Annotated in this window: 14 protein-coding genes and 2 tRNA genes; 13 read left to right on the forward strand and 3 right to left on the reverse strand. The window is 67.4% G+C overall.

What is annotated here, in order from left to right; translation table 11 throughout:
- Positions 1 to 91: 91 nt before the first annotated feature.
- Positions 92 to 721, forward strand: a complete 630-nt coding sequence (locus tag JWS13_RS39345; protein ID WP_206010655.1) for a DsbA family oxidoreductase — start codon at positions 92 to 94, stop codon at positions 719 to 721.
- A gap of 12 nt (positions 722 to 733) precedes the next feature.
- On the opposite strand, the gene JWS13_RS39350 is transcribed toward JWS13_RS39345, so the two are convergent.
- Positions 734 to 1,708 carry a M48 family metallopeptidase gene (locus tag JWS13_RS39350; protein ID WP_225928587.1) on the reverse strand — a complete coding sequence of 325 codons (975 nt, stop codon included), beginning with the start codon at positions 1,706 to 1,708 and terminating at the stop codon, positions 734 to 736.
- 67 nt (positions 1,709 to 1,775) lie between these two features.
- On the opposite strand from JWS13_RS39350, the gene JWS13_RS39355 reads away from it, so the two are divergent.
- The gene (locus JWS13_RS39355; RefSeq protein ID WP_005248193.1) at positions 1,776 to 2,249 is read left to right on the forward strand and encodes a ribose-5-phosphate isomerase; all 474 of its coding nucleotides are present in this window, start codon (positions 1,776 to 1,778) and stop codon (positions 2,247 to 2,249) included.
- A gap of 6 nt (positions 2,250 to 2,255) precedes the next feature.
- Positions 2,256 to 3,053: an Fpg/Nei family DNA glycosylase gene (locus tag JWS13_RS39360; protein WP_206010657.1), complete on the forward strand. Its 798-nt coding sequence runs from the start codon at positions 2,256 to 2,258 to the stop codon at positions 3,051 to 3,053.
- Between the two features lie 8 nt (positions 3,054 to 3,061).
- On the opposite strand, the gene JWS13_RS39365 is transcribed toward JWS13_RS39360, so the two are convergent.
- Together JWS13_RS39365 and JWS13_RS39370 are read right to left on the reverse strand one after the other, a co-directional pair.
- Complete coding sequence (locus JWS13_RS39365; RefSeq protein ID WP_206010658.1) at positions 3,062 to 3,895, reverse strand: DUF1542 domain-containing protein; 834 nt, start codon at positions 3,893 to 3,895, stop codon at positions 3,062 to 3,064.
- Positions 3,896 to 4,138: 243 nt separating this feature from the next.
- A tRNA-Gly gene (locus tag JWS13_RS39370) sits at positions 4,139 to 4,212 on the reverse strand.
- Between the two features lie 139 nt (positions 4,213 to 4,351).
- Between JWS13_RS39370 and JWS13_RS39375 the strand changes: the two genes are divergently transcribed.
- From JWS13_RS39375 to JWS13_RS39420, 10 genes are all read left to right on the forward strand, one after another.
- Positions 4,352 to 4,428, forward strand: a tRNA-Pro gene (locus JWS13_RS39375).
- Between the two features lie 62 nt (positions 4,429 to 4,490).
- Complete coding sequence (gene tig, locus JWS13_RS39380; RefSeq protein WP_206010659.1) at positions 4,491 to 5,885, forward strand: trigger factor; 1,395 nt, start codon at positions 4,491 to 4,493, stop codon at positions 5,883 to 5,885.
- 184 nt (positions 5,886 to 6,069) lie between these two features.
- On the forward strand, positions 6,070 to 6,657 hold the full coding sequence (locus JWS13_RS39385; protein ID WP_011594411.1) for an ATP-dependent Clp protease proteolytic subunit: 588 nt from the start codon (positions 6,070 to 6,072) through the stop codon (positions 6,655 to 6,657).
- A 48-nt stretch (positions 6,658 to 6,705) separates the two neighbouring features.
- On the forward strand, positions 6,706 to 7,368 hold the full coding sequence (locus JWS13_RS39390; RefSeq protein WP_124390115.1) for an ATP-dependent Clp protease proteolytic subunit: 663 nt from the start codon (positions 6,706 to 6,708) through the stop codon (positions 7,366 to 7,368).
- A gap of 240 nt (positions 7,369 to 7,608) precedes the next feature.
- Positions 7,609 to 8,889, forward strand: a complete 1,281-nt coding sequence (clpX, locus tag JWS13_RS39395; RefSeq protein WP_005248181.1) for an ATP-dependent Clp protease ATP-binding subunit ClpX — start codon at positions 7,609 to 7,611, stop codon at positions 8,887 to 8,889.
- A 68-nt stretch (positions 8,890 to 8,957) separates the two neighbouring features.
- Positions 8,958 to 9,398, forward strand: coding sequence for a type II 3-dehydroquinate dehydratase (gene aroQ, locus JWS13_RS39400; RefSeq protein WP_072947109.1), 441 nt, complete (start codon positions 8,958 to 8,960; stop codon positions 9,396 to 9,398).
- A 7-nt stretch (positions 9,399 to 9,405) separates the two neighbouring features.
- Positions 9,406 to 11,340, forward strand: coding sequence for a bifunctional sugar phosphate isomerase/epimerase/4-hydroxyphenylpyruvate dioxygenase family protein (locus tag JWS13_RS39405; protein ID WP_206010660.1), 1,935 nt, complete (start codon positions 9,406 to 9,408; stop codon positions 11,338 to 11,340).
- A 278-nt stretch (positions 11,341 to 11,618) separates the two neighbouring features.
- Positions 11,619 to 12,395, forward strand: coding sequence for a M23 family metallopeptidase (locus JWS13_RS39410; RefSeq protein ID WP_206010661.1), 777 nt, complete (start codon positions 11,619 to 11,621; stop codon positions 12,393 to 12,395).
- 84 nt (positions 12,396 to 12,479) lie between these two features.
- Positions 12,480 to 13,667, forward strand: a complete 1,188-nt coding sequence (locus tag JWS13_RS39415) for a phytanoyl-CoA dioxygenase family protein (protein ID WP_206010662.1) — start codon at positions 12,480 to 12,482, stop codon at positions 13,665 to 13,667.
- Between the two features lie 79 nt (positions 13,668 to 13,746).
- The gene (locus tag JWS13_RS39420; RefSeq protein ID WP_206010663.1) at positions 13,747 to 14,613 is read left to right on the forward strand and encodes a sugar phosphate isomerase/epimerase family protein; all 867 of its coding nucleotides are present in this window, start codon (positions 13,747 to 13,749) and stop codon (positions 14,611 to 14,613) included.
- Positions 14,614 to 14,624 lie beyond the last annotated feature (11 nt).

Consider the following 14,624-nt stretch of genomic DNA (forward strand, 5'->3'; position numbering starts at 1 on the left):
CTACTGCCGCCGGCGGGGTCTCCGGGAAGGATTCCCGGCAGGGAGGTGTTGACTGAACCGGATCGTGTACATCACCGAGAAGGAGCAACACGTGAGCGCTGGGACGAACACCGGTACTACCAAGGACGTCGCCGACTTCTGGTTCGACCCGTTGTGCCCGTGGTGCTGGATCACCTCGCGATGGATTCTCGAGGCCGCCGAGGTGCGGGACCTCGAGGCGAACTTCCATGTCATGAGCCTGGCCGTCCTCAACGAGGGCCGGGATCTGCCGGACGAATACCGCGAACTCATGACCCGCGCGTGGGGACCGGTGCGGGTGCTGATCGCGGCCGCGCAGAAGCACGGCGACGAGATCCTGCTGCCGCTGTACACCGCGATGGGCACGCTCATCCACAACGAGGGCAACAAGGACGTCGACGACGTGATCGTCAAGTCGCTCGCCGAGGTCGGGCTGCCCGCCGAACTGGCCGAGGCCGCCGGATCGGACGAGTACGACGCCGCGCTGCGCGAGAGCCACGCCGCGGGCATGGACGCCGTCGGACCGGACGTCGGAACCCCGACCATCCACGTCAACGGTGTCGCCTTCTTCGGCCCCGTGCTGTCGCGGATTCCGCGCGGCGAGGATGCGGGCAAGGTGTGGGACGGCGCGGTCGCGCTCGCCGGCTACCCGCACTTCTTCGAGCTCAAGCGCACCCGCACCGAGGACCCCCAGTTCGACTGAGTCTCGTCCCGGTCACCGAGTGACGGGCCCGGCCGGATCGCCCGCGTACTGCAGTTGCAGCGGATCGCGGTAGATCTGGCCGGGTTTCACGAACAGGTGACCGTGCCGGGTCCGGTTCCGCAGGGCGGCGGCGCGCCAGGTGAGCACCGGATGTCCCGACAGCAGGTTCACGAACCACGGGAAGAACCCGCGTTCGGTGGTGGCCCGGTCGGCGAGTTCGTCGAATCCGACGACGCTCACCAGATACTTGCCCGCGCCGAGCACGCCCATCGCCCCGCGGGCGCCCTGCGGCCGCACGCAGTAGCCGTGGTTGTCGGCGGTGTATTCCATCGACCGGAACAGGGCGGACCCGACGACGGGAATGTAATTGGCGGCGAACTGTCCCAGTTGCCGCCAGTACGAGGCGTGTCCTGCGGCGATGTGACCGACCTCGTGGCCGATGATGAAGGCGAGGGCGTCGGGCTCGCGGGCCTCGCCGCCGATCTCGAACAGATCGCTGTACACCACGACGAAGCGGCGGAATCCGTGCCCGGACGCGAATGCGTTGATCCGGCCGTTCCCGAGGACGACGTACGCGTCGGGCGGCTCGGACATCCCGAACCGTGCGGCCGCTTCCGCCACCATCCGGTAGCCGTCGGGGAACTGGGTGGGCGTCATCTTGATCCCGTTCACCTGCTGCGAGCCGTACAGCTGGCCGCGGCCGACGGCGATGAGGATCGGCGCGACCAGCACGATGAGCACCCAGGTGGACACCACCCCGAGGAACAGCGCCGCGATCGCCGCCACGTAGGCGACGACGGTGAGCACGACCGCGGCCACGAGCAGCGGGATCTCCCACGAGTGCCGGGCGGGCCGGTCGTTCGGCATGAGGCCCGGCAACGGGGCCGGGGGATTCCATCCCGTCCCGCCGCCCCAGTGCTGCTGCGCGGGGGCCTGAGGATGTCCCGGATACGCTTGTCCCCAGTTCTGTCGGTTGTCGGGATACATGCTGATCACGATAAGCGTCCCGGGGCCCCGACACGATTCGCGAGGACGCCTGACAGAATCACCAGTCATGCGCGTATACCTGGGTGCCGACCATGCCGGATTCGAACGTAAGAACGAGATCATCGAACATCTGAAGGCCGCGGGCCACGAGACCGTCGACTGCGGCGCTCACGTCTACGACGCCCTCGACGACTACCCCGCCTTCTGCATCGAGACGGCCCGTCGTGTCGTCGCCGACGAGGGCAGCCTCGGCATCGTGCTGGGCGGCAGCGGCAACGGCGAGCAGATCGCGGCGAACAAGGTGAAGGGTGCACGTTGCGCCCTGGCATGGAGCGTCGAGACCGCGCAGCTGGCCCGCCAGCACAACAACGCCCAGCTGATCGGACTCGGCGGGCGCATGCACTCCCTCGAGGAGTCCCTCGCGATCGTGGACGCGTTCCTCGCCGCCGAGTGGTCGAACGAGGAGCGTCACCAGCGCCGCATCGACATCCTGTCCGAGTTCGAGAAGACCGGCGTCGCCCCGGCCCTGCCCGAGGCCTGATCGTCCTTGCCCGAAGGTCACACTCTGCACCGGCTGGCCCGGCTACATCAGCGCCGGTTCGCCGGTGCGCCGGTGCGGGTGCTGAGCCCGCAGGGCAGATTCTCCGAGGACGCGGCCCTCGTCGACGGCCGCGTCCTCGTCAAGTCCGAGGCCTGGGGTAAACACCTGTGGCATCACTACGAGTCCGGGCTGGTCGTGCACGTCCACCTGGGCCTGTACGGGGCGTTCACGGAAGCGGCCGTTCCCATGGAACCGCCGGTCGGGCAGGTCCGGATGCGGATGGTCGGCGCCGAATTCGGCACCGACCTGCGCGGCCCGACGGCGTGTGAGGTTCTCCATCCGCCACAGGTCGCCGCCATCGAGGCGCGACTCGGGCCGGACCCGCTGCGGAAGGACGCCGACCCCGACAAGGCGTGGAAACGCATCTCGGCGTCGAAGACCCCGATCGGGGCGCTGCTCATGGATCAGGCCGTGATCGCGGGAGTCGGCAATGTGTACCGGGCGGAGGTCCTGTTCCGGCACGGGATCGACCCGGAGCGGCCCGGCCGCGGACTGTCGCGCGACGAGTGGGACGCGCTGTGGGCCGATCTCGTCGCCCTCATGAAGGTCGGGGTGCGACGCGGCAAGATGCACGTCGTCCGCCCCGAGGACGATCACGGCGATCCGGCGTACGCGAAGGACCGCCCCCGAACGTATGTCTACCGGCGGGCAGGATCGCAGTGCCGCGTCTGCGGCACCCCGGTGGCCCACTCGGTCATGAAGGGCCGCAATCTCTTCTGGTGCCCGACCTGCCAGCCGTCCTGACGGTCGCGTCAGAAGTCGAAACCGCCACCGAAGTCGAAGCCTCCGCCGCCGTCTCCACCGCCGAAGTCGAATCCGCCGCCGTCGCCGCCGGCGTCCCCACCCATGTCGCCACCGGAATCGCCGCCGGCATCCCCACCGGAGTCGCCGCCATCGCCGCCGGCATCTGCGCCCGCGTCACCGCCGCCGTCCTGCGACGCGTCGCCTGCGCCGCTCTCGAAGCCCTGCGCGTCGTATCCCACCCCGTCCATCCCGGAGAACATCGCCGAGAACAGGAACATCGAACCGAGGCCCCACGCGCCCGCGACGAGGGCGGGCTTCCACCACGGCTCCGAGTACCAGCCTGCCGGAACCGGGCGTCCCGCGACGCGACCGCCCGGGTAGTAGTTCGGCGTCTTCGACGACGGGTTCGGTGACGCCGCGACCTGCCGGCCCTCGAACTCGACCTCACGGTCCTCGGTGACCGCGCCCGCGGACTTCTGCCCGTCGATCGACGGGACGTCGGGGCCGGGGTCCATACCCATGGCCGTCCGGGCGGCGCGGATGTAATAGAGGCCCTCGAGTGCCGTCTGCTTGGCGAGACGCGCCTGGACGGGCGTGGATGCCTGGTCGATCTGGGAGCCCGCCGCCGTGTAGCGCTCGGCCGCGTCGGCCAGCGCCTGCTGTGAGGCGGTGTCGGATCCGGTGAGGCTGTACACCTGCCCGCCGAGTCGTTCGATGGCCTGGCGAGCGTCCGCCTTGGCGTCCTCGAGCTGGTTCGCGGTCTGCCCGGCGCGGTTGTTGCGGCTCCTCACCACCAGGAAGGCGACCGCCGCCACGATCACGAGAATGAGTAGCAGTTCCACGGTGGGCCTCCGGAGTTCTCGCGGACGGCCGGCTGCGGGGCTGCAACATCCGCGAGTAGGGGACAAATCGGACATCTCCCAGAGTACTGATCGATATCGGGGTTACGCGCTGGGCGAACGGGGGAGGGGGCGAGGCCGAGGTTGGCCCGACCGTGTGTGACGCATGTCATAGCGAATCGGATGTGCGTGACCGCCCGTACGCAACAAAAAAGGAGCGTTCCCTGGGGTGGGAACGCTCCTGTGTGGAGGGGATGACGGGAATCGAACCCGCGTAATCAGTTTGGAAGACTGAGGCTCTACCATTGAGCTACATCCCCGTGCATACGACAACCTGGGATCGCCATGCATGTCGTCTGCGATGAGTGACTGTACCCAACCTCGCTTTGGATTTCATAATCGGGGGGCCGTAGGATTCTTCCTCGGGTCCTCGCGAGGTTGGTGAGGGCCGGCTTCGACCGGGGTGTAGCGCAGCTTGGTAGCGCATCCGCTTTGGGAGCGGAGGGTCGCAGGTTCAAATCCTGTCACCCCGACCAGAACCACAGGGCAGGTAACTGCCGCACAGTAAAAGAGCACGACCACACGAAGGAGCCAGTCCGTGAAGAGCACCGTCGAGCAGCTCAGCCCGACGCGAGTCCGTATCAACGTTGAGGTGCCCTTCGAGGAGCTCAAGCCTGATTTCGACAAGGCCTACAAGGCCCTCGCGCAACAGATCCGTCTCCCCGGCTTCCGTCCGGGCAAGGCACCGGCCAAGTTGCTCGAAGCCCGTGTCGGTCGTGGCGCCGTCCTGGAGCAGGTCGTCAACGACGCACTCCCGTCCCGCTACTCCGAGGCCGTCACCAGCGCCTCGGTGAAGGCGATCGGTCAGCCCGAGATCGAGATCACGAAGATCGAGGACGGCGAGCTCCTCGAGTTCACCGCCGAGGTCGACGTCCGCCCCGAGATCACGCTGCCCGACTACAGCGAACTGAGCGTCACCGTCGATCCGATCGAGATCACCGACGAGGCCGTCGAGGAGCAGCTGCTGTCACTGCGCCAGCGTTTCGGCACCCTCACCGGTGTCGAGCGTGCGGTCGAGGACGGAGACTTCATCTCCATCGACCTGTCGGCCACCGTCGACGGTGAGGCCGTTCCCGAGGCCACCGCGAGCGGTCTGTCGCACGAGGTCGGTTCGGGTCAGCTCATCGAGGGCCTCGACGAGGCCGTCGTCGGCGTCAAGGCCGGCGAGTCCAAGGAGTTCACCTCGACGCTCGTCGCCGGTGACCACGCGGGCAAGGAAGCTGTCGTCACCGTCACCGTCGGCACCGTCAAGGAGCGCGAGCTGCCCGCCGAGGACGACGAGTTCGCTCAGCTGGCAAGCGAGTTCGACACCCTCGACGAGCTGAAGGCCGACCTCCGTGAGCGCGTCGGACGCGTCCGCAAGGTCGAGCAGGCCGGTCAGATCCGCGACAAGGTCCTGGAGACCCTGCTCGAGACCGTCGAGGTCCCGCTGCCCGAGGCCGTCGTCAAGGCCGAGGTCGACTCTGCGCTGCACGACGCCGTGCACGGACTCGACCACGACGAGGAAGCGCTGAACAAGCTCCTCGAAGAGCAGGGCACGAGCCGCGAAGAGTTCGACAAGGACGCCAAGGAGAGCGCCGAGCGCTCGGTGAAGACCCAGCTCCTGCTGGACGCCATCGCCGACGCCTCCGACGTCACCGTCGGCCAGGACGAGCTCACCGAGCGCATCCTGTTCCAGGCGCAGCGCTACGGCATGGCGCCGGAGCAGTTCATCCAGCAGATCCAGCAGGCCGGTCAGCTCGGCGCCGTGTTCGCGGACGTCCGTCGCGGCAAGGCTCTCGCCGGTGTCGTCGAGCAGGCCACCGTCACCGACACCTCGGGTGCCGCTGTCGACACCGCCGAACTGTTCGGCAACGGTGAGGCCGAAGCCGAAGAGGCTGCGTCCACGGACGAGGTCACGTCGGATTCCGCCGAGGGCGAAGACCAGAAGTAATGCTGGTCGCGGGGTGTTTCCCTCGCGTTCGGCTGTGAGATGTTTTCCGCTTTGAGCGAAGTAGGGCGGCACCGGGACTCCGGTGCCGCCCTCCTTCGTTAGTGTCTGTGTCAGCAATCAACGATTTACGGAGAAGGCAGGTACCGTGACTTCCAATCACCTGGAGACTTTGCAGAGTCCCGCCATGACTTCAGCCACCGCTGGGTTGAACCTCAGCGACTCGGTGTACGAGCGCCTGCTGCGCGAGCGCATCATCTTCCTCGGTACCCAGGTCGACGACGACATCGCGAACAAGCTGTGCGCCCAGATCCTGCTGCTGTCGGCAGAAGATCCCAGCCGGGACATCTCCCTCTACATCAACTCGCCCGGCGGATCGGTCAGCGCCGGCATGGCGATCTTCGACACGATGCAGTTCGCCGAGTGCGACGTCGCGACGTTCGGAATGGGTCTGGCCGCGTCGATGGGCCAGTTCCTGCTCTCCGCCGGGGCCAAGGGCAAGCGGTACGCCCTCCCGCACGCGCGGATCATGATGCACCAGCCGTCCGCCGGAATCGGTGGCACCGCCAGTGACATCGCGATCATGGCCGAGCAGTTCGCGCACACCAAGCGCGAAATGGCCGAGCTGATCGCCGAGCACACCGGTCAGACGGTCGAGCAGATCACCGCCGATTCGGATCGCGACCGCTGGTTCACCGCACAGCAGGCTCTCGAATACGGTTTCGTCGACCACGTCGTCTCCCGCGCGGCGCAGGCGGGCGGGACCGGGCAGTAGCAGCCCGGCTTCCTCACTGACCGCTCCCACACATCCCTTGGAGAACTGATGACCAACCTGTTCGATCCCCGCAGCCTGGGAGGCCAGGCGCCTGCAGGCCCCCAGTCGCGTTACATCCTGCCGTCGTTCATCGAGCACTCGAGCTACGGCGTCAAGGAGTCCAACCCGTACAACAAGCTGTTCGAGGAGCGCATCATCTTCCTCGGCGTGCAGGTGGACGACGCGTCGGCCAACGACGTGATGGCTCAGCTGCTCGTTCTCGAGTCGCTGGACCCCGACCGCGACATCACCATGTACATCAACTCGCCGGGTGGTTCGTTCACGTCGCTGATGGCGATCTACGACACCATGCAGTACGTGCGCGCCGACATCACGACGGTGTGCCTCGGTCAGGCGGCCTCCGCTGCCGCGGTGCTGCTCGCGGCGGGTACCCCCGGCAAGCGTCTCGCCCTGCCGAACGCTCGTGTCCTCATCCACCAGCCCGCCACCGGCGGCATCCAGGGTCAGGTCTCCGACCTCGAGATCCAGGCGGCCGAGATCGAGCGGATGCGTCGCCTGATGGAGACCACCCTCGCGAAGCACACCGGCAAGGAAGCCGACGTGATCCGCAAGGACACCGACCGCGACAAGATCCTCACGGCCGCCGAGGCCAAGGACTACGGAATCATCGACGACGTGCTCGAGTACCGCAAACTCAGCGCCCAGAAGTGATTTCCTGCCGCCCCGGCTCGGGCGACACGCCGTGACGGCGTGGTTGCCGCGAGCCGGGTGCGGGATCGGCAAGGCTGACTTTCCCGGAAGATCGGTGCGCGAATCACCGACAACCAGTCGACCTCGCTCGCGATCTGCGGGTACGGTCACATAACGGGCTTTCGTTTTCGGTCGATGCGCGCAAGGCGTGGGATCGGTTCGATGGTTGCACGTAGACGAAGGAAGTAGGGACCTGACGAGATGGCACGCATCGGTGACGGCGGGGATCTGCTCAAGTGCTCTTTCTGCGGTAAGAGCCAGAAGCAGGTCAAGAAGCTCATTGCTGGGCCTGGGGTGTACATCTGCGACGAGTGCATCGACCTGTGCAACGAGATCATCGAAGAGGAGCTGGCCGAGTCCAGCGAGGTGAAGCTCGACGAGCTGCCGAAGCCGGCCGAGATCCGGGACTTCCTCGAGAACTACGTGATCGGCCAGGATGCTGCCAAGCGGACTCTCGCCGTCGCGGTCTACAACCACTACAAGCGCATCCAGGCCGGCGACAAGGGCCGTGATGCTCGTGGCGAGACGGTCGAACTGGCGAAGTCGAACATTCTCATGCTCGGCCCGACGGGCTGCGGCAAGACGTATCTGGCTCAGACGCTGGCGAAGATGCTCAACGTGCCCTTCGCGATCGCCGATGCGACGGCACTCACCGAGGCCGGCTACGTGGGTGAGGACGTCGAGAACATCCTCCTCAAGCTGATCCAGGCCGCCGACTACGACGTCAAGCGCGCCGAGACCGGCATCATCTACATCGATGAGGTCGACAAGATCGCCCGCAAGAGCGAGAACCCGTCGATCACGCGGGACGTGTCCGGTGAGGGTGTGCAGCAGGCTCTGCTGAAGATCCTCGAGGGGACGCAGGCCAGCGTGCCGCCGCAGGGTGGTCGCAAGCACCCGCATCAGGAGTTCATCCAGATCGACACGACGAACGTCCTGTTCATCGTGGCGGGCGCGTTCGCAGGCCTCGAGCGGATCGTGTCCGATCGCGTCGGCAAGCGCGGCATCGGTTTCGGTGCCGAGGTGCGGTCGAAGGCGGAGATCGACACGCAGGACCACTTCGCGGAGGTCATGCCGGAAGACCTGATCAAGTTCGGGCTCATTCCCGAGTTCATCGGCCGTCTCCCCGTCGTGGCGTCGGTGACCAACCTCGACAAGGAATCGCTCGTCCAGATCCTGTCCGAGCCGAAGAACGCACTGGTCAAGCAGTACAACCGGTTGTTCGACATGGACGGCGTGGAGTTGGAGTTCACCACGGACGCGCTCGAGGCCATCGCCGATCAGGCGATCCTCCGCGGCACCGGTGCTCGTGGTCTGCGCGCGATCATGGAGGAAGTCCTGCTTCCGGTCATGTATGACATCCCGAGCCGGGACGACGTCGAGAAGGTCGTGGTCAGCGCGGAGACGGTCAACGACAACGTGCTCCCGACCATCGTTCCGCGCAAGCCGGAGCGGGGAGAACGCCGGGACAAGTCCGCCTAGGCGGGAGCGCGCTGTATCCTGGGTGCGAACTAACTCACTAGTTCGTACAAATGGAGGTATAGCGCGCGATGACCGCTCCCGGACCGATCTTTGTTCTCAACGGCCCCAACCTGAACCTGCTGGGGCAACGGCAGCCCGAGGTGTACGGGCGGGAGACGCTCGACGACGTCGTGGAGTTGTGCCGCACCGCCGCCGCGAAGGCCGGACGTGAGATCGTCGCGCGGCAGTCCAACCACGAGGGCCACCTGATCGACTGGGTGCACGAGGCCCGCACCACGGCGTCGGGCGTCGTGATCAACCCGGGCGGTTTCACGCACACGTCGGTGGCGCTGCGCGACGCCCTGGTCACGCTCGAGGTGCCCCTCGTCGAGGTGCACATCAGCAACGTGCACGCCCGCGAGGAATTCCGGCACCACTCCTACGTGTCCGGGGTCGCCACCGGAGTGATCGCCGGACTCGGCATCCTCGGCTACTCGCTGGCCGTCGACTTCATCTGCAACAAGGGCTGACGGCGCCATGGGACGACAGGTTCGTACGAGCGTTGCCACGGTGTCCCTGAGTGGATCGCTGGAGGAGAAGGTCACCGCGATCGCGGCGGCCGGGTTCGACGGATTCGAGGTGTTCGAACCCGATTTCGTGAGCTCGCCGTGGTCGCCGCGTGAGCTGGCCTCCCGCGCAGCGGATCTCGGGCTCACCCTCGATCTGTATCAGCCGTTCCGCGATCTGGATTCCGCCGACGACGCGACGTTCGCGCGCAACCTGATCCGGGCCGAGCGCAAGTTCGACATCATGGAGCAGCTCGGCTGCGACACCCTGCTGGTCTGCTCGTCGCCGCTGCCCGAGGCGGTGCGCGACGACGCCCGCCTGACCGGGCAACTCCACACCCTCGCCGAACGCGCGCACAGCCGGGGGCTCCGCATCGCCTACGAGGCGCTGGCCTGGGGCACGCACGTCAACACGTACCGGCACGCGTGGAAGATCGTGCAGGACGCCGACCATCCCGCCCTCGGCACCTGCCTCGACAGCTTCCACATCCTCTCCCGCGGCGACGACCCGGCCGGCATCCGCGACATCCCGGGGGAGAAGATCTTCTTCCTGCAGCTCGCCGATGCCCCCCGGATGTCGATGGACATCCTGCAGTGGAGCCGGCACCACCGGAACTTCCCGGGTCAGGGCAACTTCGATCTCGCGACGTTCGGTGCCCACGTCCAGGCGGCCGGATACACGGGGCCGTGGTCGCTGGAGATCTTCAACGACACGTTCCGGCAGTCGTCGACGGGCCGCACGGCCGCCGACGCGCACCGCTCGCTGCTGTACCTCCAGGAGGAGGTCGCCCGGGTGCAGGCCGAGCACGGTGAGGACACCGGTCGCGGTCTGGCGCTGTTCGAGCCGCCGCCGCGCGCACCCCTCGAAGGCATCGTGTCGCTCCGGCTCGCGGCCGGTCCCGGCAAGGATTCCGACCTCCGGCAAGCGTTGCAGCACATCGGATTCCGTCTGGTGGGCCGGCACCGCAGCCACGACCTCCAGTTGTGGCGGCACGGCCGGATGACCATCGTGGTCGACGCCACCGCGGGCACGGTGTGGACGGCGCCGGGTCTGCCTGCGCACCTGCCGGTGCTCACCCAGATCGGCATCCGGTCGAGCGATCCCGACGCGTGGGGGGAGCGCGCCGCGGCGCTCGAGGTCCCGGTGCACGAGGTCCTGCTGCCCGGGGTCGACACCGCCCCCGAGTCCGATGTCGTGCGTCTGAAGATCACGGATGCGACGTCGCTGGATCTGCGCGGGCCGGGTAGTGCCGCGTCGTGGCAGTCGGCGTTCGATCTGTATCCGACGGAGTCGCGCTGGCAGGACGAGGTGCCGGTGTTCACCGGGGTCGATCACGTGGCGCTCGCCGTCCCGTCCGACAACTGGGACGGCATCATGCTGCTGCTCCGCTCGGTCTTCGCGATGGCGCCGCACGAGGGCCTCGACGTCACGGACGCGGTCGGGATGATGCGCAGTCAGGCGCTGACGATGGATCAGACGGGCGCCGACGGCGTCGACCGTCCGCTGCGTATCTCGCTGAACATGGTTCCGGGCGCGGTGTCGGGGAACTCCCACATCGCCGCGGCCCGGCGCGGTGGGATCAGCCACGTCGCGTTCGCGTGCACGGACATTTTCACCGCCGCGGCGACCATGCAGTCGAACGGCTTCGAGCCGCTCGTCATCTCGCCGAACTACTACGACGACCTCGAGGCCCGTTTCGGGCTCTCCCGCGCACTCCTCGACCGCATGAGCGGTTCCGGCATCATGTACGACGCCGATGCCCACGGCGAGTTCTTCCACCTGTTCACCCAGACGGTGGGCGCCGACCTGTTCTTCGAGGTGGTGCAACGTGTCGGTGGTTACGAGGGGTACGGGGACGCGAACTCCGCAATGCGTCTGGCTGCCCAGTTGCGGGCGGCCGGCTGAGCGTTCCACCCGACAGATAACGGCGCCCGTGGTCACGACCACGGGCGCCGTCGCCTTTTCGTCGAGTGACGTCCGCCACTTCTGGAGCGTGACCACTGACGTCGATGCACCCTCCCGGGGTGCATGTGACTGGTGGGGTCGAAAAATCCGGCCGGAGAACGTGGCAGACGAGTACAGGCGTCAATGCGGCACGTGGGTTTCTGGCCAATGCGTACTAACCTGTGTCGAAACCGTGACCGTTTCGTTATCAGTCACGAACTCGACGGAGGAATGTGGTCTTGGCTCTACACGCGAACACCGTCCCGCAGTCCGGGCGCGCCCGGCGCTCCAGTTCTGCGAAGTCCGCCCGCCGGCACGTGGTGGCGACGTCGCTGGCGGCTACTGCGCTGCTCGTGTCCGGCGCCATCGCCTCCGCCGCCACCGGGGAGGTTGCACACGCATCCACCGAGGCGGGTGTGTCGCTCACGCCGCCGCCGCAGTTCCTGCAGGTCGATCGCGCGGAGTTGACCGACCACACCGAGCAACTCCAGCGCGCCGCCCAGCGTGAGGTCGAGCGGTTGGCAGCGCAGAAGGCCGAGACCGAGCGCCTGGCCCGCGAGGCCGCCGAACAGGCCGCACGTCAGGCCGCCGCCGAGGAAGCGGCGCGCCGGCCTGCGGTTCTATTCCCGGCCGACGGCACCTTCACGTCGGGATTCGGTCAGCGTTGGGGCACCAACCACAACGGCATCGACATCGCGAACTCCATCGGCACCCCGATCAAAGCCGTCACCAACGGCACCGTGATCGAGAGCGGTCCGGCGTCGGGCTTCGGGATGTGGATCCGCCTGCAGCAGGACGACGGCACCATCGGCGTGTACGGCCACATCGACACCTCGTTGGTCTCGGTCGGGCAGCCGATCCGGGCCGGCGACCAGATCGCCACCATGGGCAACCGGGGGCAGTCGACCGGACCGCACCTGCACTACGAGGTGTGGACGGCGAACGGAACCAAGATCGATCCGGCGGGCTGGCTCAACTCGCGCGGCGTCTCCATTCCCGGAGGGCAGGGCGGCTAGAGGCATCCCGGCAGTCCGCCTCTGAGGTGAAAATGATGGGTTTCTGGTGTTGTCTGCCGATCGCATCACCGCAAGACTGTCTCCATGACCCTCACTTCTCCTCCGCCGACCGGCCGGCGTGAGTGGATCCACGACTCGGACTGCGACCTCGACGCGTTTCGCGCCTCCGTGGACCGCTCGACGAACCTGGCCGACTATCCGTTCGCCCACTCCGTGGAACAGAACGTCCTGGTGTACCGCAGCGAATCGCTGACTCCGCATCTCGACGACGCGCAGTCCCGCCGCGCCGTGCAGACCGAACTCGTGCGCGCCCTCACCGACGGGCCCGGAATCGTGGTGTTCCAGAACGCCTTCGGCGACCCCGCCGTCGTGGATCGAGCCACCGAACAGTTCGACCTCCTCATTGCGCAGCAGCAGGCGTCGGGTGGTGTGGTGGGGGACCACTTCGGCAAGGCGGGCGCCAACGACCGGATCTGGAACGCCGCGCAGAAACTGGCACTCGGCGCCCCGGACGTGTTCGCCGACTACTACGCCAACGACATCCTCGCACTGATCTGCCAGAGCTGGCTGGGGCCGCTGTATCAGGTGACGTCGCAGGTCAATGTGGTGAACCCTGGTGGCGCCGCGCAGGTTCCGCATCGGGACTACCACCTCGGCATCGTGCCTGCGCACGAGCTGCCCGAGTATCCGGCGCACCTGCACCGGATGTCGTCGGCGCTGACGCTGCAGGGCGCGGTGGCGCACTGCGACATGCCCGTCGAGAGCGGGCCCACCCTGTATCTGCCGTACTCGCAGCAGTTCGAGGCGGGCTACCTGGCGTTCTCGCGGCCGGAGTTCGTCGAGTTCTTCCGCGACAGCCACGTCCAGTTGCCGCTCCGCAAGGGCGACGCGGTGTTCTTCAATCCGGCGCTGTACCACGGTGCGGGCCACAACCGTTCGGAATGGATCCGGCGGATGGCCAATCTGCTGCAGATCTCGTCACCGTTCGGCCGGGCGATGGAAGTACTGGACCGCGAGGCCATGGCGAACGCCGTGTATCCGACGTTGCTGGCCCGGCAGAGTGCGGGGGCGAGCGAACGCACTCTCCGCAACGCCGTCGTCGCGACCGCCGAGTGCTACCCGTTCCCCACCAACCTCGACCACGATCAGCCGGTGCACAGCCTCGCGCCGGCCACCCAGGTGGACACCGTGTGGGAAGCGTTGCGGGACAGCGCCGATCCGGCGGTGCTCGCGGAGCGTCTGGCCGCGCAGACCGCGCGGCGGCAACCGTGAACGGGCTCCGAAGCGTGATCGACGGACACGCGGATTCACTACGACAGCACCGTCCGGTGCGATTGGACGAGACACGACGATGACGATTCGACTGGCAGGCGCGCCCATTTCTTGGGGAGTGTGTGAGGTGGAGGGCTGGGGTCACCAGCTCGACCCCGACCGGGTGCTCACCGAGATGCGCGACGCCGGCCTCGCGGCCACCGAACTCGGTCCGGACGGATTCCTCCCCTCGGATCCACGCGAGCTGACGGACACCCTCGCCCGGTACGACCTGACAGCGGTCGGGGGATTCGTCCCGGTGCTGCTGCACGACCCGGATCACGACACGGTCGCGGCGATCGGCGGGGCGCTCGATTCGCTCGTCGCGTCGGCATCGGAGGTGATGGTCCTGGCGGCGGTGACGGGGGCGGTCGGTTACGATTCGCGACCGGAACTCGACGACTCCGGATGGAAGACGTTGCTGCGCAACCTCGACCGCCTGTCGTCCGCTGCTGCCGACCGGGGCCTGCGGGCGGTGATCCACCCGCACGTGGGGACGATGATCGAGAACCGGGCCGAGGTGGACCGCGTCCTGGACGGCTCGTCGATCCCGCTGTGCCTGGACACCGGTCATCTCCTGATCGGCGGAACCGACCCGCTCGACCTGGTCACGACGGCCCCCGAGCGGATCGCCCACGCGCACCTGAAGGATGTCGATGCCACACTCCTCGGCCGGGTCCGGGCGGGTGAACTCACCTACACCGAGGCCGTCGCCCGGGGCATGTACACGCCGCTCGGCACTGGTGACGTGGACATCGCCGGGGTGGTCGAGCGGCTGCAGAATCAGGGCTACGACGGCTGGTACGTCCTCGAGCAGGACACCATTCTCGCGGCGGAACCCGAGGGCGAAGGTCCCGTGCGCGACGTCGTCCGAAGCGTCGAATACCTGGAAAGCATCACCAAGTAGGGCCTCGTGCC

Origin of the sequence: Rhodococcus pseudokoreensis, from assembly GCF_017068395.1 — a bacterium.
In the GTDB taxonomy this organism is placed as follows: Bacteria; Actinomycetota; Actinomycetes; order Mycobacteriales; family Mycobacteriaceae; genus Rhodococcus_F; species Rhodococcus_F pseudokoreensis.